The sequence below is a fragment of the Streptomyces sp. NPDC020490 genome (assembly GCF_044335305.1).
GTDB lineage: Bacteria > Actinomycetota > Actinomycetes > Streptomycetales > Streptomycetaceae > Streptomyces.
In genome coordinates, this window is sequence record NZ_JBIRUY010000020.1 from 71144 (window position 1) to 92482 (window position 21339).

24 protein-coding genes are annotated in these 21339 nt (G+C 71.2%); 16 read left to right on the plus strand and 8 right to left on the minus strand.

Annotated elements, in window-relative coordinates:
• Positions 1-404: 404 nt before the first annotated feature.
• The 9 genes from ACH4ZX_RS21495 (at position 405) to ACH4ZX_RS21535 (ending at position 10530) form a co-directional block, all read left to right on the plus strand.
• Positions 405-1202 (plus strand): enhanced serine sensitivity protein SseB, encoded by a 798-nt coding sequence (locus ACH4ZX_RS21495; protein ID WP_398274916.1) that lies wholly within the window; start codon positions 405-407, stop codon positions 1200-1202.
• Between the two features lie 153 nt (positions 1203-1355).
• Complete coding sequence (locus ACH4ZX_RS21500; protein WP_398274919.1) at positions 1356-2150, plus strand: enhanced serine sensitivity protein SseB C-terminal domain-containing protein; 795 nt, start codon at positions 1356-1358, stop codon at positions 2148-2150.
• A gap of 307 nt (positions 2151-2457) precedes the next feature.
• The gene (locus ACH4ZX_RS21505; RefSeq protein ID WP_398274922.1) at positions 2458-3465 is read left to right on the plus strand and encodes an ABC transporter permease; all 1008 of its coding nucleotides are present in this window, start codon (positions 2458-2460) and stop codon (positions 3463-3465) included.
• A gap of 70 nt (positions 3466-3535) precedes the next feature.
• On the plus strand, positions 3536-5335 hold the full coding sequence (locus ACH4ZX_RS21510) for an ABC transporter substrate-binding protein (protein ID WP_398274925.1): 1800 nt from the start codon (positions 3536-3538) through the stop codon (positions 5333-5335).
• Between the two features lie 144 nt (positions 5336-5479).
• Positions 5480-6478: an ABC transporter permease gene (locus tag ACH4ZX_RS21515; protein ID WP_398274928.1), complete on the plus strand. Its 999-nt coding sequence runs from the start codon at positions 5480-5482 to the stop codon at positions 6476-6478.
• Positions 6475-7572 (plus strand): ABC transporter ATP-binding protein, encoded by a 1098-nt coding sequence (locus tag ACH4ZX_RS21520; protein ID WP_398274931.1) that lies wholly within the window; start codon positions 6475-6477, stop codon positions 7570-7572. The genes ACH4ZX_RS21515 and ACH4ZX_RS21520 overlap by 4 nt, the downstream gene beginning before the upstream one ends.
• A gap of 14 nt (positions 7573-7586) precedes the next feature.
• A complete protein-coding gene (locus ACH4ZX_RS21525) occupies positions 7587-8852 on the plus strand; it encodes an ABC transporter ATP-binding protein (protein WP_398274934.1) in 1266 nt (421 codons plus the stop codon).
• Positions 8853-8944: 92 nt separating this feature from the next.
• On the plus strand, positions 8945-9616 hold the full coding sequence (locus tag ACH4ZX_RS21530) for a trimeric intracellular cation channel family protein (RefSeq protein WP_398274937.1): 672 nt from the start codon (positions 8945-8947) through the stop codon (positions 9614-9616).
• Positions 9617-9669: 53 nt separating this feature from the next.
• Positions 9670-10530, plus strand: coding sequence for a thioesterase family protein (locus ACH4ZX_RS21535; protein WP_398274939.1), 861 nt, complete (start codon positions 9670-9672; stop codon positions 10528-10530).
• Here ACH4ZX_RS21535 and ACH4ZX_RS21540 read toward each other — a convergent pair.
• Complete coding sequence (locus tag ACH4ZX_RS21540; protein WP_398274942.1) at positions 10517-11101, minus strand: TIGR03086 family metal-binding protein; 585 nt, start codon at positions 11099-11101, stop codon at positions 10517-10519. The two genes, ACH4ZX_RS21535 and ACH4ZX_RS21540, sit on opposite strands and share 14 nt — an antisense overlap.
• Before the next feature lie 105 nt (positions 11102-11206).
• Here ACH4ZX_RS21540 and ACH4ZX_RS21545 point away from each other — a divergent pair, with 105 nt between their 5' ends.
• Positions 11207-12184, plus strand: a complete 978-nt coding sequence (locus ACH4ZX_RS21545) for a helix-turn-helix transcriptional regulator (protein ID WP_398274945.1) — start codon at positions 11207-11209, stop codon at positions 12182-12184.
• 141 nt (positions 12185-12325) lie between these two features.
• Positions 12326-12700, plus strand: coding sequence for a hypothetical protein (locus ACH4ZX_RS21550; protein WP_398274948.1), 375 nt, complete (start codon positions 12326-12328; stop codon positions 12698-12700).
• A gap of 63 nt (positions 12701-12763) precedes the next feature.
• Here the strand turns inward: ACH4ZX_RS21550 and ACH4ZX_RS21555 are convergent, their stop codons facing one another.
• Positions 12764-13390, minus strand: a complete 627-nt coding sequence (locus ACH4ZX_RS21555; protein WP_398274951.1) for a TetR family transcriptional regulator — start codon at positions 13388-13390, stop codon at positions 12764-12766.
• 145 nt (positions 13391-13535) lie between these two features.
• Here ACH4ZX_RS21555 and ACH4ZX_RS21560 point away from each other — a divergent pair, with 145 nt between their 5' ends.
• From ACH4ZX_RS21560 to ACH4ZX_RS21570, 3 genes are all read left to right on the plus strand, one after another.
• A complete protein-coding gene (locus tag ACH4ZX_RS21560) occupies positions 13536-13700 on the plus strand; it encodes a hypothetical protein (protein WP_398274954.1) in 165 nt (54 codons plus the stop codon).
• A gap of 47 nt (positions 13701-13747) precedes the next feature.
• The gene (locus ACH4ZX_RS21565; protein WP_398274957.1) at positions 13748-14029 is read left to right on the plus strand and encodes a DUF4190 domain-containing protein; all 282 of its coding nucleotides are present in this window, start codon (positions 13748-13750) and stop codon (positions 14027-14029) included.
• A gap of 146 nt (positions 14030-14175) precedes the next feature.
• A complete protein-coding gene (locus ACH4ZX_RS21570; RefSeq protein ID WP_398274960.1) occupies positions 14176-15339 on the plus strand; it encodes a cysteine desulfurase family protein in 1164 nt (387 codons plus the stop codon).
• Between the two features lie 189 nt (positions 15340-15528).
• Here the strand turns inward: ACH4ZX_RS21570 and ACH4ZX_RS21575 are convergent, their stop codons facing one another.
• Positions 15529-16191, minus strand: coding sequence for an N-acetylmuramoyl-L-alanine amidase (locus ACH4ZX_RS21575; protein ID WP_398274963.1), 663 nt, complete (start codon positions 16189-16191; stop codon positions 15529-15531).
• A 60-nt stretch (positions 16192-16251) separates the two neighbouring features.
• Between ACH4ZX_RS21575 and mnmA the strand changes: the two genes are divergently transcribed.
• Complete coding sequence (gene mnmA / locus ACH4ZX_RS21580; RefSeq protein ID WP_398274966.1) at positions 16252-17376, plus strand: tRNA 2-thiouridine(34) synthase MnmA; 1125 nt, start codon at positions 16252-16254, stop codon at positions 17374-17376.
• Between the two features lie 191 nt (positions 17377-17567).
• On the opposite strand, the gene ACH4ZX_RS21585 is transcribed toward mnmA, so the two are convergent.
• The 3 genes from ACH4ZX_RS21585 to ACH4ZX_RS21595 form a co-directional block, all read right to left on the minus strand.
• Positions 17568-17900 (minus strand): ankyrin repeat domain-containing protein, encoded by a 333-nt coding sequence (locus tag ACH4ZX_RS21585; protein WP_398274969.1) that lies wholly within the window; start codon positions 17898-17900, stop codon positions 17568-17570.
• Between the two features lie 88 nt (positions 17901-17988).
• A complete protein-coding gene (locus tag ACH4ZX_RS21590) occupies positions 17989-18204 on the minus strand; it encodes a DUF397 domain-containing protein (RefSeq protein ID WP_398274972.1) in 216 nt (71 codons plus the stop codon).
• A gap of 3 nt (positions 18205-18207) precedes the next feature.
• Positions 18208-19059 carry a helix-turn-helix domain-containing protein gene (locus ACH4ZX_RS21595; RefSeq protein WP_398274975.1) on the minus strand — a complete coding sequence of 284 codons (852 nt, stop codon included), beginning with the start codon at positions 19057-19059 and terminating at the stop codon, positions 18208-18210.
• Positions 19060-19419: 360 nt separating this feature from the next.
• Here ACH4ZX_RS21595 and ACH4ZX_RS21600 point away from each other — a divergent pair, with 360 nt between their 5' ends.
• Positions 19420-19983: an ATP-binding protein gene (locus ACH4ZX_RS21600; protein WP_398274978.1), complete on the plus strand. Its 564-nt coding sequence runs from the start codon at positions 19420-19422 to the stop codon at positions 19981-19983.
• Positions 19984-20165: 182 nt separating this feature from the next.
• Here ACH4ZX_RS21600 and ACH4ZX_RS21605 read toward each other — a convergent pair whose 3' ends face one another.
• Entirely contained in the window at positions 20166-20966 is an 801-nt protein-coding gene (locus ACH4ZX_RS21605) for an alpha/beta fold hydrolase (protein WP_398274981.1), read from the minus strand.
• A 47-nt stretch (positions 20967-21013) separates the two neighbouring features.
• Positions 21014-21337: a DUF427 domain-containing protein gene (locus tag ACH4ZX_RS21610; protein WP_360756171.1), complete on the minus strand. Its 324-nt coding sequence runs from the start codon at positions 21335-21337 to the stop codon at positions 21014-21016.
• Between the last annotated feature and the right edge of the window lie 2 nt (positions 21338-21339).

Sequence of the window (21339 nt, forward strand, 5' to 3'; positions counted from 1 at the left end):
GTTGCCGGGCAGTCGGCAACCGCGACCGCCCGCACCGGCATCGCACCACCCGTCGGCGCCGGTATCGCACCGCCTGTCGGCGCCGGTATTGCACCGCCTGTCGGCACCGGCAGCCCGTCGGCGCCGGTATCGCACCACCTGTCGGCACCGGCGACCCGTTCGGCACCGGCATCGCACCACCCGTCGGCACCGGCGACCCGCCGGGGCCGCCCGAGCCGTCGACCGCGGTGCCGGCGCCGGCACCGCACCCCCCCCGCCGGCACCGGATCGTCGGCCGTCGCAGGCCCGCGTCGGCAGGCCGGTCGTACAGCCCGCAGCCGACGGGGGCTCATGGGCCGACCGCTCGGCGGGCTTCACCCGTTAGCCTTTTCAGCCACAGCAGGTTCCAAGCAGGCGGTAGGCAGATGGACTTCCCGGCGGCGGGCTTCCCCGCGGACATACCGGCACAGGCGCACCCCCATCCGCACGGCGGATGGCCCGGCAACGAGCTGGAGGAGGTGCTCTCCGCCTCCCTCGGCGTGCCCACCGCAGGCGGGCGGATCGTCGAGGTGCTGGGGCGCAGCTTCGTGTGGGTGCCGCTGCCCAACGGCGGCGGCCCGGACAGCGGGCCCCTCGACCTGCCCACCCTGGAGATCGACGGACAGGCGTACGTGCCGGTCTTCAGCTCGGAGGAGCAGTTCCGCCAGGTCGTCGGCAACCACATGTCGTACACCATCGCGCCGGCCGTCGAGTTCGCCCGCGGCCTGCCGCCGCAGGTCGGCATCGCCGTGAACCCGGACGGCGTGGTCGGCATCCCGCTCCCGCCGGCCGCGGTGGCCGAGCTGTGCCGCGCCGGCCGCACCCCGCTGGACGGCCCCGGCGCCGGCGGCCGCGTCCGCCTCTTCGAACCGGACTGGCAGGACGACCCGGTCGACTTCCTCACCGCGGCCGCCGCGGAGTTCGCCGGCACCGGCGTCGTCACCACGGCCCGCCGGTGCCTGGCCGCGATCGAGACGGCGGACCCGGCGATGTTCGTGGGCGTGGAGCTGTCCCAGTGGGAGGGCGACTTCAGGGCGCTGCCCCTGGAGGCCCTCGGCCGGGCGCTGGCCAAGGTCCCCACCCGGTGGCCGGTGAACCTGGTCCTGCTGGACGTGACCGACGACCCGGTCGCGGTCTGGATGCGCGACCAGGTCCGGCCGTTCTACACGCGGGATCACCTGTAACCGCTGCCGCACGGGCAGCCCGCCCGCGGGGACGGGGAAGACCGCGCGACCGGCCACGGCGAACACGTACTCGCCGCCGGTCGCGGGGCCCCGACCCCCCGGGCGCTTAAGCTGGTTTCATATCCGCAGCAACTTTCAGGAGGGGCGGTACAGGTGAGCGCCAGCGGCACCACGACCGGCCAGGTCGAGCACATGCTGCGCCAGGTGACGCCCGGGCGCTACGACGCCTACGAGGCGCTGCTCAGGGCGCTCGCCACCCCGTCCTCCGGCCAGGTCTGGATGCTGCTCTGGCACGGCCAGGCCGGATCCCCCGACGCCCAGTACGGGAACATGGAGGTCGACGGCTTCAGCTACGCCCCCTGTGTGACCTCCGCGCAGGAGCTGTCGGCCAGTGGCTGGAACCGATCGTACGAGGTCGTCGACGGGCTCGACGTGGCCCGCACCCTGTACCCCGACCACTACGGCCTCTGGCTCAACCCGCACGCCCCCGGCGGCGGCGTCGGCATCCCCTGGCTCGACCTGCGCCGCATCGCCACCGGCCTCGACCGCCAGCCGGCGGGCCCGCTGCGCCTGTCGGAGCCCGGGATCGAGATCCCGCAGTTCTACGCGCTGCTCGCGCAGAACGCCCACCGTACCCCGGCGGTCCGCTCGCTGCGCCGCGCCTGGGTGCAGCCCGCGCTCGGGGCGCCGTACCTCGCCATCGGCCTGGACGTGTACGACACCTCGCCGCCCGCGGTGGACTCGGTGCGGGCGATGATGCAGCAGTCCATCGGGGCGGTGCCGGAGGGGCTGCCGGTGTCGACCGTGGCGATGTCCGACAGCCACGACCCGGTCGCGATGTGGCTGCGGGCGAACGCCCGCCCCTTCTACGACCGCGAGGCGCACGCGGCCCCCGCGCAGGCCCCGGCGGCCGGATACGGCTATCCGCCGGCCCACGGCGCATACTGAGACGACCGCACAGCGCGCCCGCAGGGGGTGCTGTTCTTCGCGCGTAGATGGCGGCGTAAGATCCTCCCGTGTCCCATATAGTCACACCCGTCCCTGTCCGACCCTCGCTACCCACTGTCCGGATAACGGAACCCTCCAGCCCGCATCACGTTTACGCATCCATTCACCGTCAAGTCTGGCAACAGATCGCCAAAGCGTTGAAGACTCCCGCTCCAGGGGCCTTCGCCCCTGTGTACGACGGACTGAAGACGCCGCTACAGCGGCAAGTGCGGGCCGGCTACCGCCGGTTGAGAGGGGTCCCTGCCAGATGACGGCACCATTGCACGAGCCGACCGCGGAAGCGGCCCCGAGCGCGGCCGAGGAAGCGGCGGTTGCCAGCGCCGGAGCGAAGGCCGTACAGGGGCGCTCCCTGGGCCGGATCGCCTGGGAGCGCCTGAAGCGGGACAAGCTCGCCCTCACGGGCGGCGTCGTCGTGCTCGTCCTCATCGCGCTCGCCCTGCTCGCGCCGGTGATCACCAGCCTGCTCGGTCAGGACCCGGACGCCTACCACGAGAGTCTGATCGACCCGCTGTTCGGCACCCCCAAGGGCTCGCTGGGCGGCATCAGCGGCGAGCACCTGCTGGGCGTCGAGCCGGTCAACGGCCGTGACATCCTCGCCCGCATCCTCTACGGCGCCCGGGTCTCGCTCCTGGTCGGCTTCCTGTCCGCCGTGGTCGCCGTCGTCCTCGGCACCGTGCTGGGCATCCTCGCCGGCTTCTTCGGCGGCTGGGTCGACTCCCTGATCAGCCGCGTGATGGACGGCCTGCTGGCCTTCCCGCAGCTGCTGTTCACCATCGCCCTGGTCTCCGTCATGCCGTCCAACATGCTGGGCCTGACCGGCTCCAGCGTGCGCGTCTTCGTGATGATCCTGGTCATCGGCTTCTTCGGCTGGCCCTACATCGGACGTGTGGTGCGCGGTCAGACGCTCTCGATGCGCGAGCGCGAGTACGTCGAGGCCGCCCGGTCGCTGGGCGCGGGGCGGTTCTACATCCTGTTCAAGGAGCTGCTGCCCAACCTGGTCGCCCCGATCATCGTGTACACGACGATGATGATCCCCACGAACATCCTCACCGAGGCGGCCCTCAGCTTCCTGGGCGTCGGCGTCAAGCCGCCCACGTCCTCGTGGGGACAGATGCTCTCCAGCGCGATCGACTACTACGAGTCGGACCCCATGTACATGGTGGTCCCGGGCGTGGCGATCTTCATCACCGTCCTCGCCTTCAACCTCTTCGGCGACGGCGTGCGCGACGCGCTGGACCCCAAGGGCTCCCGCTGAACTGCCGTACCGCAAAGCGTCCCGTGGCACCTGCACGGGGTCTCTCATCAAATCCGGAGGATCCGAGATCGTGACTACCCAACGCACCTCAGGGCGGCGTAAGCAGGCTTTGGCCGCTGCTGCCGCGGTCGCCGCGCTGCTGACCACGGCAGCGTGCGGCGGCGGCGACGACGACAGCAACGGTGGTGGGTCGAAGACCGGTGCGGCCGGCTTCGACGCCGCCAACAACAAGGTCGCCCAGGCGTCGCTCGCCAAGAAGGGTGGCACGCTGAAGTTCGGTGGCGCCCAGGACGCCGACTCGTGGGACACCACGCGTGGTTACTACGGCTTCATGTGGAACTTCGCCCGCTACTACAGCCGTCAGCTGGTCACGGGCAAGACCGAGCCCGGCAAGGCCGGCGCCGAGCTGACCCCGGACCTCGCGGACGGCCTCGCCAAGGTCACCGACGACGGCAAGACCTACACGTACCACCTGCGTGACGGCATCACGTGGGAGGACGGCAAGCCGATCACGTCCAAGGACATCAAGTACGGCATAGAGCGCGTGTGGGCGCAGGACGTGCTGTCCGGCGGTCCGACCTACCTGAAGGACTTCCTGGACCCGAAGGGCACGTACAAGGGCCCGTACAAGGACACGTCCAAGGACAAGCTGGGTCTGAAGGCGATCGAGACGCCCGACGACAAGACGATCGTCTTCCACCTGCCGAAGGCCAACTCGGACTTCGAGGAGGTGCTGGCCCTGGTCTCGGCGTCCCCGGTCCGCCAGGACAAGGACACCAAGTCCAAGTACGCGCTGCACCCGTTCTCCTCGGGCCCGTACAAGTTCGCGTCGTACAGCCCGGGCAAGAACCTGACGCTGGTCCGCAACCCCGAGTGGAAGCAGGCCTCGGACCCGGTCCGCAAGGCGTACCCGGACAAGATCACGGTCACCTTCTTCTCGGACGCCAACCAGCTCGACCAGCGTCTGCTCAACGGTGACCTGGACCTGGACATCAACCAGACCGGCATGTCGCCGCAGGGCCGCACCACCGCCCTGAAGCAGCACAAGGCCAACCTGGACAACCCGGTCTCCGGCTACATCCGTTACGCGGTCTTCCCGCAGAACGTGAAGCCGTTCGACAACATCCACTGCCGCAAGGCCGTGATCTACGGCGCCGACCACGTGTCGCTGCAGACCGCCCGTGGTGGCCCGGTCGCCGGTGGTGACATCGGCACCAACATGCTGCCGCCGTCCGTCCCGGGTGCCGAGGGCCAGAAGTACGACCCGTACGAGCTCGCCGGCGCCAACAAGAACGGCAACGCCGCCAAGGCCAAGGAAGAGCTGAAGGCCTGCGGCAAGCCGAACGGCTTCTCCACCACCATCGCGGTCCGCAACAACAAGCCGGTCGAGGTGGCCACCGCCCAGTCGATGCAGGCGTCGCTGAAGAAGGTCGGCATCAACGCCCAGATCGACCAGTACGACGGCTCGCAGACCACCGGCATCATCGGCAGCCCTTCGAACGTGAAGAAGAAGGGCTACGGCATCATCATCATGGGCTGGGGTCCGGACTTCCCGACCGTCCAGGGCTTCGGTCTGCCGCTGTGGGACAGCAAGTACATCGCGCCGAGCGGTAACAACAACTTCGCCCTGATCAACGACAAGACGATCGACGGCCTGTTCGACCAGTACGTCACCACGCTGGACGACGCCGGCAAGACCAAGATCGCCACGGAGATCAACCACAAGGTCATGGAGGGCGGTTACTACCTGCCCTTCGTCTTCGAGAAGTTCATCAACTGGCGCTCGGACAACCTGGCGAACGTCTACACGTCGGACAACTACAGCGGCATGTACGACTTCGTCAACCTCGGTCTGAAGTCCGCGAAGTAAACCCGGTACACCCGCCGTACGGCACGAAAGGCAGGTGAAGGCCGGCGCGGCGTGACCGCGGGTCACCTGGGGAAACCTCCCACGCCCATAAGGCAGTGTGGGGGAGACCGCAGGTGGCCCGCGGTCCGCGGCGGGCCGTTAGCTGTGCTCGCTTACCTCATCAGGCGGCTCTTCGCCGCCGCAGTGATGCTCGTGGTCATCATCATGGTGGTCTTCGGCATCTTCTTCCTCGTCCCCAAGTGGGCGGGCGTGGACATCGCCACGAGCTTCGTGGGCAAGCAGGCCGACCCGGCCGCCGTCGAAGCGGTGCGGCAGAAGCTCGGACTCGGCGACCCGATCTACTCCCAGGTCTGGGAGTTCTTCAAGGGCATCTTCGTCGGCCGCACCTACTCGGGCGGCGGCGACGTCACCCAGTGCGCCGCGCCGTGCTTCGGCTACTCCTTCCGCAGCGAGCAGTCGGTCTGGCCGGTGCTCACCGACCGCTTCCCGGTGACCCTGGGTCTCGCGCTCGGTGCCGCCGTGCTGTGGCTGGTCTTCGGCGTCGCGGCGGGTGTGCTCTCCGCCCTGAAGCGGGGCACCGTCTGGGACCGCGGCGCGATGGTCATCGCGCTGTCGGGTGTCTCCCTGCCCATCTACTTCACCGGCATGATCTCGCTGGCGATCTTCGCCTACGGGCTGAACTGGATCGACGCCCAGTACGTGCCGCTCGACCAGAACTTCGGCGGCTGGTTCGGCGGCATGATCCTCCCCTGGATCACCCTCGCGTTCCTGTACGCGGCCATGTACGCCCGGATCACCCGCGCCACCATGCTGGAGATCCTCGGCGAGGACTACATCCGCACCGCCCGCGCGAAGGGGCTCAAGGAGCAGGTCGTCATCCGCAAGCACGCCATGCGCTCGACGATGACGCCGATCCTGACGATGCTCGGCATGGACCTCGGCGCCCTGATCGGCGGCGCCATCCTGACCGAGTCGACGTTCAACCTGCCCGGTCTCGGCCGCGAAGTGCTCACCGCCATCAAGAACCAGGACCTGCCCATCATCCTGGGCGTCACCCTGATCACTTCCCTCGCGGTGCTGATCGCCAACCTCGTGGTGGACATCCTGTACGCCGTGATCGACCCCCGAGTGAGGCTCGCATGACCGAACTCAGCAAGACCGGAGCAGCCGTGGGCGAGCCCACCTCCGCCTCGCCGGCCCCGACGTCCTTCCTGGAGGTGCGCGACCTCAAGGTGCACTTCCCGACGGACGACGGTCTGGTCAAGTCCGTCGACGGGCTCACCTTCCACCTGGAGAAGGGCAAGACCCTCGGCATCGTGGGCGAGTCCGGCTCCGGCAAGTCGGTGACCTCGCTCGGCATCATGGGCCTGCACACCGCCGGCCAGTACGGCAAGCGCAAGGCGCAGATCTCCGGCGAGATCTGGCTGGACGGCACCGAGCTGCTGTCCGCCGATCCCGAGTACGTGCGCAAGCTGCGCGGCCGCGAGATGGCGATGATCTTCCAGGACCCGCTGTCGGCGCTGCACCCGTACTACACGATCGGGCAGCAGATCGTGGAGGCGTACCGCATCCACCACGACGTCGACAAGAAGACCGCCCGGCGCCGTGCGATCGAGATGCTCGACCGGGTCGGCATCCCGCAGCCGGACAAGCGGGTGGACAGCTACCCGCACGAGTTCTCCGGCGGCATGCGCCAGCGCGCGATGATCGCGATGTCGCTGGTCAACAACCCCGAGCTGCTGATCGCGGACGAGCCGACGACCGCCCTGGACGTGACCGTCCAGGCGCAGATCCTCGACCTGATCCGCGACCTGCAGAAGGAGTTCGGCTCCGCGGTCATCGTCATCACCCACGACCTGGGCGTCGTCGCCGAACTGGCCGACGACATCCTGGTGATGTACGGCGGCCGCTGCGTCGAGCGGGGCCCGGCGGACAAGGTCTTCTACGAGCCCCGCCACCCCTACACCTGGGGCCTGCTCGGCTCGATGCCGCGTCTGGACCGTGAGCAGCAGGACCGGCTGGTCCCGGTCAAGGGGGCGCCGCCCTCCCTGATCAACCTGCCGTCCGGCTGCGCCTTCCATCCGCGCTGCCCGTACGCGGACGTACCGAAGGACAACACCACCCGCACGGTCCGCCCCGAGCTGACCGAGGTCGGCAGCCAGCACTGGGCCGCCTGCCACATGACCAAGGAGCAGCGGGAGCGCATCTGGATCGAAGAGATTGCGCCGAAGCTGTGAGCGAGGACAAAGCAGTGAGCATCCCTGCGCAGAGCGAAGGCGCCGTGGCCACCGCGGAGAACGCCGCCCCCGGCGAGACCCTGCTGAAGGTGACCGGGCTGCAGAAGCACTTCCCGATCAAGAAGGGCCTGCTCCAGCGGCAGGTCGGCGCCGTGCACGCGGTCGACGGCCTCGACTTCGAGGTCAAGTCCGGCGAGACGCTCGGTGTCGTGGGCGAGTCCGGCTGCGGCAAGTCGACCATGGGCCGACTGATCACCCGGCTGCTGGAGCCGACCGGCGGCCGGATCGAGTTCGAGGGCCGGGACATCACGCACCTCGGGGTGAGCGGCATGCGCCCGATGCGCCGTGACGTGCAGATGATCTTCCAGGACCCGTACTCGTCGCTGAACCCGCGCCACACCATCGGCACCATCATCGGCGCCCCCTTCAAGCTCCAGGGCGTCACGCCCGAGGGCGGCATCAAGAAGGAGGTCCAGCGGCTGCTGTCGGTGGTCGGTCTCAACCCCGAGCACTACAACCGCTACCCGCACGAGTTCTCCGGCGGCCAGCGCCAGCGCATCGGCATCGCCCGCGCGCTCGCGCTGAAGCCGAAGCTGGTCGTGGCCGACGAGCCGGTCTCCGCGCTCGACGTGTCGATCCAGGCCCAGGTCGTCAACCTGCTCGACGACCTCCAGGAGGAACTGGGCCTGACGTACGTGATCATCGCGCACGACCTGTCGGTCGTCCGGCACGTCTCGGACCGGATCGCGGTGATGTACCTCGGCAAGATCGTCGAGCTGGCCGACCGGGACGCGTTGTACCGGGCGCCGATGCACCCGTACACCAAGGCGCTGATGTCGGCGGTGCCGATCCCGGACCCCAGGCGCAAGAACGCCAAGAGCGAGCGCATCCTGCTCCGGGGCGACGTGCCGTCGCCGATCTCCCCGCCGAGCGGCTGCCGCTTCCACACCCGGTGCTGGAAGGCGACGGAGATCTGCCGGACGACCGAGCCGCCGCTGCTGGAGCTGAAGCCCGGCCAGCAGGTGGCCTGCCACCACCCGGAGAACTTCGAGGACCAGGCCCCGCAGGACACCGTGCTGCTGACCGCCGCGAAGGAGGCGGCGGAGCTGGTGTCCGACGAGGTGCTGGCGGAGTCGGCGGCGACGTCGGCCGCGGTGGCCGCGGAGGTCGCGGAGGCCGAGGCCGAGGCGGGCGCGGAGGCCAGTGCGGAGACCGGCGCGGAGGCCGAGGCCGGCGACGCCGCGGAGGGCACCGACGGACAGGACCCGCTCAAGAAGTAACCTCCGAGGCAGCGCTCGAAGCAGCCAAACCCTCAGCGAGCCCCCGCCTTGCATTGCAAGGCGGGGGTTTGTTTCTGGGTGAGAATGGAAGGGTGCTTCAGCAACTGTTCAGCCCTTCCGTCCAGCACACGCTCGACGTCGTCGGCATCTTCGTGTTCGCCATATCCGGCGCGCTGCTGGCCGTGCGCAAGAACTTCGACGTCTTCGGCATCGCCGTCCTCGCCGAGGTCACCGCGCTGGGCGGCGGGCTGTTCCGGGACCTGGTCATCGGGGCCGTGCCGCCGGCCGCCTTCACCGACCTCGGGTACTTCATCACCCCGCTGTTCGCGGCCCTCCTGGTCTTCTTCCTGCACCCGCAGGTGGAGCGCATCCAGTCCGCGGTCAACGTCTTCGACGCGGCCGGCCTCGGCCTGTTCTGCGTCGCCGGGACGACGAAGGCGTACGACTACGGGCTGGGCCTCACCTCCTCGGCCGCCCTGGGCCTGGCCACCGCCGTCGGCGGCGGCGTGCTGCGGGACGTGCTCGCCAACGAGGTGCCCTCGCTGCTGCGCTGGGACCGTGACCTGTACGCGGTCCCGGCGATCGTCGGCGCGGCCATGGTCGCCCTGTGCATCCGCTACGACGCCGTCACCCCGGTCACCACCGGGCTCGCGGTGGTGACCGCCTTCGTGCTGCGGCTGCTCGCGATGCGGTTCCACTGGCGGGCCCCGCGCGCCTGGAACCGGCGTTCGACGGTACGGGAGGAGGAGCCGGCCGCGCAGTGACCCCGCTCGAACAAAAGCTACCGCTTAGTATCTGCTTGTTGTAATGTTCACCCATGCCAGAAGCAGCCGCCGCACCTGCCGCGCGGGCCACCATCGGGGACAGCGAGTTCGACCGGGACACCGCGCTGACCCGTCGCGCCCCCGGCGTCTACGACATCGACCTCTCCGCCGGCTGGACGATCATCAACGCCGTCAACGGCGGCTATCTGCTGGCTGTCCTGGGCCGCGCGCTCGCGGACGCCCTGCCGCACTCCGACCCGTTCACCATCTCCGCCCACTACCTGACCGCCTCCCAGCCGGGCCCGGCGGTGGTGCGCACGGAGATCGTGCGCACCGGCCGGACGCTGTCGACCGGCCAGGCGTCGCTGCTGCAGTACGACGAGCGGGGCGCCGAGGTCGAGCGGATCCGCGTCCTGGCCTCCTACGGCGACCTGGGCAACCTCCCCGACGACGTCCGCACGACCGCCCGGCCGCCCGCGATGCCGCCGATGGACCAGTGCTTCGGCCCGGAGGACGGCCCGGCGCCCGTCTCCGGCAGCTCGGCCATCGCCGACCGCCTGATGCTCAAGCTGGACCCGTCCACCCTGGGCTGGGCGCTCGGCGCCCCCTCCGGCAAGGGCGAGATGCGGGCCTGGTTCGGCCTCGCCGACGGCCGCGACGCCGACCCCCTCTCGCTGCTCCTCGCGGTGGACGCGCTGCCGCCCACCGCGTTCGAACTCGGCCTGTCCGGCTGGGTGCCGACGGTCGAGCTGACGGTCCACGTCCGCTGCCGCCCCGCCCCCGGGCCGGTGCGCGTGGCGATCAGCACCCGCAACCTGGCCGGCGGCTTCCTGGAGGAGGACGCCGAGGTCTGGGACAGCGCGGACCGGCTGGTCGCCCAGTCCCGCCAGCTCGCCCGGGTCAGACTCGGCTGAACGGCGTCCGGCCCAGCCAGGCCGCCAGTTCGCCGTAGACGTCGGCCCCCTCGGGGGTCGGCCGCGCCGAGCCGAACGGTCCGTCCGCGTCGCGCCGGGGGTCGGCCAGGACGCGGCGGGCGACGGAGAGCGCGAACGCGCCCAGCTCCGGGTCGAGCGGGAGCGGGCGGCCGAGTGCCTCGGACAGGTCCCAGGTGTGCGTCACCAGCTCCATCGTGTAACCCGACAGGGCCGCTGCGCCGGGTACCTCGCCCCACGGCACCCGCACCGGCGCCTGCATCCGGGCGTCGTCCGCCCAGGCCCGCAGCGCGCGGGCGCGGACCTCCTCGAAGGCGTCCGCCCACCCGTCGTCGGCGACGTCGGCGGACGGGTGCACGGCGAGCCCGTCGCCGCCCTCGCCGGCCACCGCCATGCGCAGGGTGCCGCCGACGACGTGACCGAGCAGGGCGCGCACGTCGTACTCGGCGCACGGCGTCGGAGCGGCCAGCTGCTCCGGCCGGACGGTCCTGATCAGCTCGGCGGCCTGCTCGGTGGCGCGGGCGTAGACGGGGCGGGGGTCGATGGCGTTCATGGCCGGGCCTTTCTGTTCTGCTGTCCTTGCCCCCAGGTTCGCCCGATAACCTGACATCTTCCGTCAACATTTGCCGCGGGTCTCCGGCGGAGGGATCCTGACCCTGTGAAGTCCGGCCGTCTGCTGTCGATCCTGCTGCTCCTGCAGACCCGCGGCCGCGTCCCCGCCCGCGAGCTCGCCGACCGGCTCGAGGTGTCGGTGCGGACCGTCTACCGCGACGTCGAGGCCCTGTCGGCCGCCGGCGTGCCCGTCTACGCCGAACGCGGGCGGCACGGCGGCATCGAGCTGCTGGCCGGGTTCCGCACGGACGTCACGGGACTGACCGCCGACGAGTCCCGCGCGCTGTTCATCCTGGCCGCGCAGGGCGCGCACGCGGCGCTCGGCCTGGACGAGGCCCTCGGTTCGGCGCTGCGCAAGGTGATGGCCGCCCTGCCCGCGCCGCACCGCCCGGCCGCGGAGGAGACCAGCCGCCGCATCCTGGTCGACGCCACCCGCTGGAAGGGCGGCCCGCGACGGGCCGTGGACCTCCAGGTGCCGCAGGACGCGGTCTTCGCCGACCGCAGGCTCCGGCTGCGCTACCGGCACAGCGGCGAGCGGGAGACGCGGACGTACACCGTCGACCCCTACGGCCTCGTCTCCAAGGCCGGCGTCTGGTACCTGGTCGCCGACCGGCGGGCGAGACCGCGGCTGTTCCGCGCCGATCGGGTGCGGTCGGCGACCGTCCTGGACGATCCCGTCAGGCGACGGCCCGGCGTCGAACTCGCCGACGCCTGGGAGGTGTTGCGCCGCCAGGTCGAGGAGCGGACGGGCGGGCTCGACGTCACCGTCCGGGTCAGGCGCGAGCGGCTGGACATGTTCCTGCGCCTGAACGCCGGGCACCTGGCCGCACTCCCCGACGACGCCGGCACCGGCGAGTGGGTCACCGTGCGCCTGTCGTACGGCGTCGTCCGCGAGGCGCGCCAACTGCTGCCGTACGCCGACCAGGTGGAGGTCCTCTCGCCGCCGGAGGTGCGCGAGGAGCTGGCGGCCGCGGCCGCCTCCGTCATGAGGCTGTACCGGCCGGCGGCCGTGGGCGGACCGTGAAGCGGCCGGTGGGCGGCGCGCCTTGAGGTCCGCTTCACCCGATTGACAGCCCGGGGACAGGCCGGCCCCAACAAGCGCCTAACCGCGGTTGGTTGAGTACCCGCCTCAGGACTTCCTCATTCTCCCCCGGAGCTGTCCCTCATGAAGCGTGTGCGTCTCGTCCCCGCGGTCGCCCTGCTGGCGTTCTCGCCGCTGGCCCTGGTGGCCTGCGGCTCGGACGGCTCGTCGTCCTCCTCCGGCAGCGGCGCCTCCGCCCAGCAGTCATGTCAGCCGCCGTCGGGCGCGCCGGGCGGCCGGCCCTCGGGGATGCCGAGCGGTGTTCCGTCGGGCGCCCCGACGGGCAAGGCGACCGACCGGCCCTCCGGCGCGCCGTCGGGGATGCCGAGCGGTGCGCCCAGCGGCGGCCCCGGTGCGGGCCAGGGCGGCCCCGGCGGGGGCCAGGGCGGCTGCGGCGGTCCCGGCGGTGGCGGCGCGATGCCCAGCGGCGCCCCGAGCCGGAGCGCGACCGGGAGCTGACCCGGCGTCGTACGGCAGGGGCGGCACCCGTACGTCGGGTGCCGCCCCGCTCGCTGTCCGGGCTCAGTCCAGCCAGTGGTCCCGGCCGACGGTGATCAGCCGCAGCTGCCGGGTGGCGCGCCGGGTCACGCGGTCGCGCTCCTCCGGCGGGGCCTCCAGCGCCTGGAGGAACAGCGAGGCCGTGATCAGCATCTGGTCGACGTACAGATGGGCCAGCATGAGCAGGTCGTCGTCGCTCCAGCCCGCGCACTGGGGGTCCTTGGCCAGTTCGGTCTTCACCTCCTCGGCGAACCGCTCCAGTTGCTCGCGGATCGCCTCCCGCACCGGCTGCACCCCGCCGTGCCGCTCGCGGGCGATGAAACGGACGTGAGCGGGGTACGCGTCGACATGGCGGGCGATCAACTCCACGGCCCGCGCGATGCGTTGATCGATGTCGTCGGCCGCGGACACCGTCGCCCGGATCATCGGGTGCAGGCTGCCCAGCGCCTCCTCGACCAGGGCCACGCCCAGATCCGCCGTCGAGCGGAAGTGGCGGTAGAAGGCCGTCGGGGCGACGCCGACGGCGCGGGTGACCTCACGCAGGCCCAGGCTGCTCAGGCTCTGCTCCTCCAGCAGGGCGAGCGCCGCGTCCAGGAGTGCCTGCCGGGTCTTCTGCTTCTGGGCCTGCCGGATGCCGAGGGTGTGACTCATGCCATGCAGTTAACAACTGTTCTCCGGAATTTGAAAGGCATGGAACACGCTAGACTCGGTAGTCAGTGAACAACTGTTACTACAATCGTTCACCGAGATGTCATCGAGTGGCGTCCCCGGACGCCCCGGAGGGGGATCGAATCTCATGCTGTTCCTCGTCGCCGCGTTCATGCTGCTCGGCGTCGTGCTGGGCACCGTCGCCCACGCGCCGCTGACCGTCAGTGCCGTCGCGGCCGCCGGCATCGCCGTCTGGCTCGGCGTCTTCGCCGTCCGCGAGCGCCACAACCGCCGCCGGACCTCGGCCCACTGACGTCCGCACCGACGACCGTCCGCACCGACCCACAGGAGCTGAGCACCATGCACCTCACCGCCCCGGCCACCGCACGCCGCACCGAGCCCCGCTCGCCCGCCCGCGACGCCGACGGCATGGCCGTCGCGTCCTTCATCCTCGGCCTGCTCGGCCTGCTCGTGCTGAACGTCTTCCTCGGCCCCGTCGCCATCGTGCTCGCGGCCGTCGCCCTCTGGCGCGGCACCACCCGCCGCGGCCGCGCCTACCTGGGACTGACCCTCGGCGTGGCCGACCTGGTCGTCCTGCTGATCGCCATGGAGATCTCCAACACCGTCTCCTGGAGCCTGTGACCGGGGGAGCCCGGGGGAGCCCGGCACCGCCACACGGCCGACGCCCCCAGGACGACGGGGCACGGCCGAAAACACGGCCCTGCCGCGCCTGCCACGCCTGCCGCGGCCGACGGCCCGTGAGGAGGGCCCCGTAGAATCGGGGCATCATGGCTTACCTCGACCACGCCGCGACCACCCCGATGCTGCCCGAGGCAGTCGAGGCACTCGCCGCGCACCTGAGCGTCACGGGCAACGCCTCCTCCCTGCACGCCTCCGGCCGCAGGGCCCGCCGCACGGTCGAGGAGGCCCGCGAGACCCTCGCGGAAGCGCTCGGCGCCCGCCCCAGCGAGGTCGTCTTCACCTCCGGCGGCACCGAGGCCGACAATCTCGCCGTCAAGGGCCTGTACTGGTCGCGCCGCGCCGCCGACCCGGCCCGCACCCGCATCCTGAGCAGCCCCGTCGAGCACCACGCCGTCCTGGACGCCGTCCACTGGCTCGGCGAGCACGAGGGCGCCACGGTCGAGTACCTGCCGGTCGACTCCTACGGCCGGGTCCACCCCGAGGCCCTGCGCGAGGCGATCGCCCGCGATCCGGCCGACGTGGCCCTGGCCACCGTGATGTGGGCGAACAACGAGATCGGCACCGTCCTGCCGGTCCGTGAACTCGCCGAGGTGGCCCGCGAGTTCGGCATCCCGCTGCACGCCGACGCGGTCCAGGCCGTCGGCCAGGTACCGGTCGACTTCGCCGCCTCGGGGCTCGCCGCGATGACGGTCTCGGGCCACAAGATCGGCGGCCCGTACGGCATCGGCGCGCTGCTCCTCGGCCGCGAGCACAGCCCCGTGCCCGTCCTGCACGGCGGCGGACAGGAACGGCACGTGCGCTCCGGCACCCTGGACGTCCCCGCGATCGCCTCCTTCGCGGTCGCCGGACGGCTGGCCGCCGAGCAGCGCGAGTGGTTCGAACGCGAGATCGGCGCCCTGCGCGACAGCCTGATCGAAGCCGTCCGCGACGCCGTCCCGGACGCCATCCTCGGCGGCGACCCGGTCGACCGGCTCCCGGCCAACGCCCACTTCACCTTCCCGGGCTGCGAGGGCGACTCCCTGCTGCTGCTCCTGGACGCCCAGGGCATCGAGTGCTCCACGGGCTCCGCCTGCACCGCGGGCGTCGCCCAGCCCAGTCACGTCCTGCTGGCCACCGGAGCCGAACCGGCCCTGGCCCGCGGCACCCTGCGCTTCTCCCTCGGCCACACCTCCACCAAGGCCGACGTCGAGGCGGTCGCGAAGGCGATCGGCCCGGCGGTGGAACGCGCCCGCGCGGCGGGCCTGACCTGAACGCTCCGCGGCGGGTGCCGGGTGGCTGTGCCGCGGCCGTCCGCGGGGCCGTCGTAGCCGGTCGCGCAGTTCCCCACGCCCCTTCACAGGCGTGGTCATCCCGCAGCGGACTCCGCCCGGCCTGCACAGCGCCGCGTCACGCCTGTCAGTGATCGCAGCGGCTCGCGGCGCTGCTGATCGGGTCCCGGATCAGGCCCGCGCGCGCCGTACGAGCCGCATGTACCGGTCCCAGTCCCAGTGCGGGCCCGGGTCGGTGTGGTCCGTGCCGGGCACCTCCACATGCCCGATGACGTGCTGCCGGTCCACCGGTATGCCGTACCGCCCGCATATCCCCGCCGTCAGGCGGGCCGAGGCGGCGTACATCGCGTCGGTGAAGTTCTCCGGTCGGTCCACGAAGCCCTCGTGCTCGATGCCGACGCTGCGTTCGTTGTACGCCCGGTTGCCCGCGTGGAACGCCACGTCCAGCTCGCGGATCATCTGCGTGATCCGGCCGTCCCGGCGCACGATGTAGTGGGCCGCGGCCTGGTGGCCGGGATCCTGGAAGACCTTCACCGCGCTGCCGTAGCTGCCCTGGGTGACATGGATGACCACGCGGTCGATCCGGTAGTCGTCCGGCCGGTCCGCCCACCGGAAGTTCGCCGGGGAGGCCGCCACCCAGCGCGCGCCCCGGAAGTCCACCGCGCCCTCCACCCGCGGCCTGCGCACCCCCGGCAGCCGCCACCACAGGTGCGCCAGCTCCTCGCGCGCCAGCGCGACCGTGCCCACGGCGGCCGCCGCCCCGCCCACGAGCAGGGCCCGCCGGCCGATCCGCCGGTCCCCGTCGCTCTTCCTCGTCCCCGCCTCGACCCCCATGTGATCCACAACGGATACTCGCGAGCTCCGGTTCCCGCGGGCCCGTACCCTTGAGGGGCTATGACTGACACCCCGCAGCGCCCCCTCCGCGTCCTCGCCGCCATGTCCGGCGGAGTGGACTCCGCCGTCGCCGCCGCCCGCGCCGCGGAGGCCGGCCACGACGTGACCGGCGTCCACCTCGCGCTCTCCGCGAACCCGCAGTCGTTCCGCACCGGCGCGCGGGGCTGCTGCACCATCGAGGACTCGCGCGACGCCCGCCGCGCCGCCGACGTCATCGGCATCCCGTTCTACGTCTGGGACCTCGCCGACCGCTTCCGCGAGGACGTGGTCGAGGACTTCGTCGCCGAGTACGAGGCCGGCCGCACCCCCAACCCGTGCCTGCGCTGCAACGAGAAGATCAAGTTCGCCGCCCTGCTCGACAAGGCGCTGGCGCTGGGCTTCGACGCGGTGTGCACCGGCCACTACGCCAAGGTGATCCTCAACGAGGACGGCACGCGCGAGCTGCACCGCGCCTCCGACCTGGCCAAGGACCAGTCGTACGTCCTCGGCGTGCTCGACGACCGGCAGCTCGCCCACGCCCTGTTCCCGCTCGGCGACACGGTCACCACCAAGGACGAGATCCGCGCCGAGGCCGAGCGCCGCGGCCTCGCCGTCGCCAAGAAGCCCGACTCGCACGACATCTGCTTCATCGCCGACGGCGACACCCAGGGCTTCCTGGCCCGGCGGCTGGGCCGGGCCGAGGGCGACATCGTCGACGAGTCCGGCGCGAAGCTCGGCACGCACGACGGGGCGTACGGCTTCACCATCGGCCAGCGCAAGGGCCTGCGCATCGGCACCCCGGCGCCCGACGGCAAGCCGCGCTACGTGCTGGACATCTCGCCCGTGAACAACACCGTCACCGTCGGCCCGGCCGAGGCCCTGGACGTCTCCGCGCTCACCGCGATCCGCCCCCGCTGGTGCGGAGCGGCCCCCACCGGCCCCGGCACCTACACCGCCCAGCTGCGCGCCCACGGCGGCGAGACCGAGGTGCGGGCGGAGCCGGTCGACGGCCGCCTGGAGGTCACCTTCACCGAACCGGTCCGCGGCGTGGCCCCGGGCCAGGCCATCGTCCTCTACGACGGCACCCGCGTGGTCGGCTCCGCCACCATCGCCTCCACCACCCGCACGACGGCTTCCGTCGGCTAGCCGCGCCGTCCCGGGACGCCGGTGCCGCGGACGCAGTACGAGGCTTACCTCGTGGCGCGGACGGAGCTGGGTTACACGGCTGGGAGTAATTCGGTCAACGTGGGGTGACGAGCCCTGGCGCATTCGGCGGGTCGTTTCAGGCTATGACGTGCGAATTATTCGCACGTCGGAGCCAACGCCTCCGGCAAGAGCTACGGCCTGGACGTCCTGCGCTTCATGTGGGTCTGCAGCAGTTTCATGGCCAGGTCGTGGCCGTAGTGACTGGCCATGTCGACGGGGGTGCGGCCGTCTGGATCTGCGAGCTCGGGATCGGCCCCGAAGGCCAGCAACACGGCCGTGGTGTGCACAGTCAGCGGCTGCCCGCTCTGCAAGGAACCATCACCCTCGACATCGATCGCGTGCGTCAGCAACGTCATGTTGCCGAAGACCTCATCGGGATCGGAGCCGGCGGTCAGCAACCGGGCCAGCGCCTCGGCGTCCTCCTGCTCGACCGCTTGATGCGCGGGTGTCCAGTAGTCGCTCACCAAGGCATTCAACCGTCCCCCACAGCACGACTGCCAGCGACCATTCGCGCCATCGGTCGTGTGATTCCAGTAGAGGGTCTTGCGGCAGCTACTGGCTGACGGATGCCGATGCTGTGGCCCCGGACCGTATCGCGTCGACGAACGAGGAGAATGCCGTCCGGCCGACGGAGAAGCCACGGGCAGGATGGACGCTGTGCCGTATCGCCACCCGTGCGTCATCACGGAACGCGATCTCGACGCAGGCGTTGCCGGACGCCTCCGAGAACGAGGACTTGAACCACTTCAACTCAGACAAAGAGGGCACCTCTTACAGGTCTCCGATGATTTCAAGGATGACGTCCCTCGATTTCCTCGGATTCAACGCCACCCGTTCGACCAAGTCCAGGCGGGTCCGGAAGTTGGCCAGATGGGTGGGTGAGTCGAAGAAGACGGCGCCGATGGGAGAGTCCACCTGCACGGTGTCCAGGTGGGCGTTGGGTGCCGAGGCGTACATCACGGTGTCTCCGGCCATGGGGAAGCCCTCGGCCGTGAAGGGGATGACCAGTAGTCGGACGTTGTCGCGTTCGCTCTCCTCGAGCAGTCGGTTCAACTGTGCCTTGGCGACGTGGCGTCCTCCGATCCGCATCCGTAGGGCCGCCTCATGGACGTGACCCACGTACGGCACGCCGGGGCTGTTCGCGATCACGCTGTGCCGGCCGAGCCGCTGCGCTACCCGCAGTTCCACTTCCAGGCGGGGGAGTGCCGGGAAGAACAGGTCGAAGAGAGCGCGGGCGTGATCCTCCGTCTGGAAGATTCCTGGAATGTGGGCGGTCTGAAGGGTTCTGAGGCTGGTGGCGTGGTACTCCAACTCCGCTACATCGAGGAAGTCCGGTGGGATCTTTCCCCGGTACTCGTCCCACCATCCTTTGGGGCGTCCGCCGGTCATCGCGGCCAGGGCGTCGACCAGGTCGGGGTCGTTGCACTCGTAGATGCTCGCGAGTCGCCGTAGCCGTTCCTCGCTGATGCCGAACCGGCCCGACTCGATGTTCGAGATCATCGTGCGGTCGACGCCGAGCCGCGTCGCGGCCGCGGGTGCGGCCATGCCGGCGGCTTCGCGCAGCCGCCGTAGTTCGGCTCCGAACCGGCGCTGACGGATGCTCGGCTGGTGCCGTGGTGCCATGAACAACTCCTCGCTCGCGCGCACAGTTTGCCGATCTCCTGGTCTCGGCGTCCATCGAAACTCAAGGTAAAACCCGTTCAGGTGAAGTCGGTAGCACGTGTTTTAGTCGAGGCGCTAGCGTGTGGTCCACGCCACCACTGCATCCCCCAGCGGAAGCGCACCGCCCACCCCACTCCCGTCCCGGGCCCGACGGGAAGAAGGGACCGGCGGCAGGCCACCGCCGGGTGTCGGGGCCCGGGTCCGCGGCGTGGACCGGGATGCGCGTGGCGCCGTATGGGACAGCACCGACAAACCCGACGAACCGAAACCGTGACCGTCGCACCGCGAACACGCACACGTGCACGCACAAGGAGGTGACGCGTGAAGAACGCGGAAGCGGAACACGAGCCGATCCCTGAACTGCCGGGCCCGGACGACCATGTCCTCCCCGCTCCACCCCTCATCCCGTTCGCCGAACCCTGGGAGTGCGAGCTGTACGTCCCGCGTGACCCGCGCGGGCCGGCCGTCGCCCGTACGACGCTCAAGGCCGTGCTCGGCGCGCACGGGCTGGAGGAGTTCACCTACCGGGCGGAACTGCTGACCTCCGAGTTGACCACCAACGCCGTCCGGTACTCCCTCGGCCCCGCCACCGTGCGACTGCGCTGGACGAACCCCGTGCGGGTCAGCGTCATGGACACCTGCCCGGTGTTTCCCCTGCCGTTGGCGCAGGGCGGACCGCACGCGGAGGGCGGGCGGGGGCTGCTGATCCTCGATCTGCTGGCCGACGCCTGGGGCGGATGCAGCCTGGGCGAGTCGCTGTTCGGCGTGGGCGGCAAGACCGTCTGGTTCGAGTTGGTGCTCGGCGGGGGTGACCCGCCGCCCGGCGGCGGGAGCGGCGACGGCAGCGCACCGAAGCCGCCCGAACTGCCGGTGCTCGCGGCCTGAGCGCCGGTGCTCGGGACCGTGCGGACGGCCCCGCGCCATAGGCCTGACCGCGGCCACCTCGATCGGTCGTCCGCCGCGGCCGGCCCGACGGCACCGGCGTGGGACACCCTGCCGGAGTCGGGTGTCCCACGGGGCCGGACGCGCGCGCACCGGCCAGTGCGGATAAGGGCCGGAGCCTCGCGCTAATCCCCGTCGGCGGGCGCGGCCGTGGAGAAGAACTCCGCCAGGACCGGGCCGAGTTCGTGCGGGTCCACCATGTGGGTCTGGCCCGCCAGTTCGCGGTACACGCCCTGCGGCACGTTGTCGGTGACCGCCCGGGCGGCCCGGCGCATCCAGTCCGGGCTCGCGTCGCCCGCGATGGAGAGCACCGGGACCGGGACCGAGGCCAGCAGTTCCTCGGGGACCAGCCCGTCGCCCATCACCGCGTTGTCGTAGGCCAGGCTGGGGGCGAGCGTCTCCATGCCCGGCCACATGGGGGACCGGCGGGCGCCCTGGATCATGGCCTCGGCCAGGCCGGTGGCCCTGAGGAACAGCTCGACCGCGTCCCCGCGGCGGCCCTGGGCCAGCGCCTCGGTGAGGCGTTCGGTGTACTCGGCGCGCTCCTCGGCCCCGCCCTCGTACACGGCGAACGGCACCTCGTACACCGCCGCCGCGCGCACCGGCAGCCCGCTCGCCGCCGCCCGCAGGACCAGGGCGCCGCCCGACGACATGCCGTACAGCGCGGCCTGCCCGCCGACCGCCTCGATCAGCGCGGCGAGGTCCTCCACCTCACGGGCCACCGCGTAGGGCCGCGTGTCACCGCTCTCGCCACGGCCCCGGCGGTCGTAGACGACCACGCTGAAGCGGTCCTCCAGGAACGGGGCGAGGGGCGCCACGGTGGCGCCCGTCGACATCGCGCCGCTCACCAGGATCACCGCGGGTCCCCGTCCGGTCCGCCGGTACGCGATGGGGGTACCGTCGCCTGAAATGGTCTTCTTGTCCATGTCTGACGAGACTGCCGCACCGCGGGCGATTCCTCGCGGTCAACCGCCTACGACACTTCCACTTCGTAGAAGCAGAGGTGGTCCTTGATCTCGCTCACCTCCGGCTTGGGGTCCGGATACGCCCACACGAGGTCCGCCGCGCCGGGCAGCGACCAGTAGGAGGCCGTGCCCTTGAACGGGCAGTGGGTGTGGGTGCCGGACGGGGTCAGCAGGTCGAGGCGGACGTCCTCGGCGGGGATGTAGTACCGCGGCGGACAGCCCGTCTCACTCAGGACCAGGGCCCGGGAGGTCTCCGCGAGGACCTGGTCGCCGTGCACCGCGCGCACGCGCTGGTCGGCTTGCTCGATGGTGATCTTGTGTCCTTCGGTCATAC

Excerpts from the sequence above, each read along its gene's own strand:
- ACH4ZX_RS21520 (WP_398274931.1), top strand. The coding sequence starts at position 6,475 with ATGACCGAACTCAGCAAGACCGGAGCAGCCGTGGGCGAGCCCACCTCC.
- ACH4ZX_RS21555 (WP_398274951.1), bottom strand. The coding sequence starts at position 13,390 with ATGAGTCACACCCTCGGCATCCGGCAGGCCCAGAAGCAGAAGACCCGG.
- ACH4ZX_RS21570 (WP_398274960.1), top strand. The coding sequence starts at position 14,176 with ATGGCTTACCTCGACCACGCCGCGACCACCCCGATGCTGCCCGAGGCA.
- ACH4ZX_RS21560 (WP_398274954.1), top strand. The coding sequence starts at position 13,536 with ATGCTGTTCCTCGTCGCCGCGTTCATGCTGCTCGGCGTCGTGCTGGGC.
- ACH4ZX_RS21540 (WP_398274942.1), bottom strand. The coding sequence starts at position 11,101 with ATGAACGCCATCGACCCCCGCCCCGTCTACGCCCGCGCCACCGAGCAG.
- ACH4ZX_RS21575 (WP_398274963.1), bottom strand. The coding sequence starts at position 16,191 with ATGGGGGTCGAGGCGGGGACGAGGAAGAGCGACGGGGACCGGCGGATC.
- ACH4ZX_RS21610 (WP_360756171.1), bottom strand. The coding sequence starts at position 21,337 with ATGACCGAAGGACACAAGATCACCATCGAGCAAGCCGACCAGCGCGTG.
- ACH4ZX_RS21535 (WP_398274939.1), top strand. The coding sequence starts at position 9,670 with ATGCCAGAAGCAGCCGCCGCACCTGCCGCGCGGGCCACCATCGGGGAC.
- ACH4ZX_RS21565 (WP_398274957.1), top strand. The coding sequence starts at position 13,748 with ATGCACCTCACCGCCCCGGCCACCGCACGCCGCACCGAGCCCCGCTCG.
- ACH4ZX_RS21605 (WP_398274981.1), bottom strand. The coding sequence starts at position 20,966 with ATGGACAAGAAGACCATTTCAGGCGACGGTACCCCCATCGCGTACCGG.
- mnmA (WP_398274966.1), top strand. The coding sequence starts at position 16,252 with ATGACTGACACCCCGCAGCGCCCCCTCCGCGTCCTCGCCGCCATGTCC.
- ACH4ZX_RS21505 (WP_398274922.1), top strand. The coding sequence starts at position 2,458 with ATGACGGCACCATTGCACGAGCCGACCGCGGAAGCGGCCCCGAGCGCG.
- ACH4ZX_RS21595 (WP_398274975.1), bottom strand. The coding sequence starts at position 19,059 with ATGGCACCACGGCACCAGCCGAGCATCCGTCAGCGCCGGTTCGGAGCC.
- ACH4ZX_RS21495 (WP_398274916.1), top strand. The coding sequence starts at position 405 with ATGGACTTCCCGGCGGCGGGCTTCCCCGCGGACATACCGGCACAGGCG.
- ACH4ZX_RS21550 (WP_398274948.1), top strand. The coding sequence starts at position 12,326 with ATGAAGCGTGTGCGTCTCGTCCCCGCGGTCGCCCTGCTGGCGTTCTCG.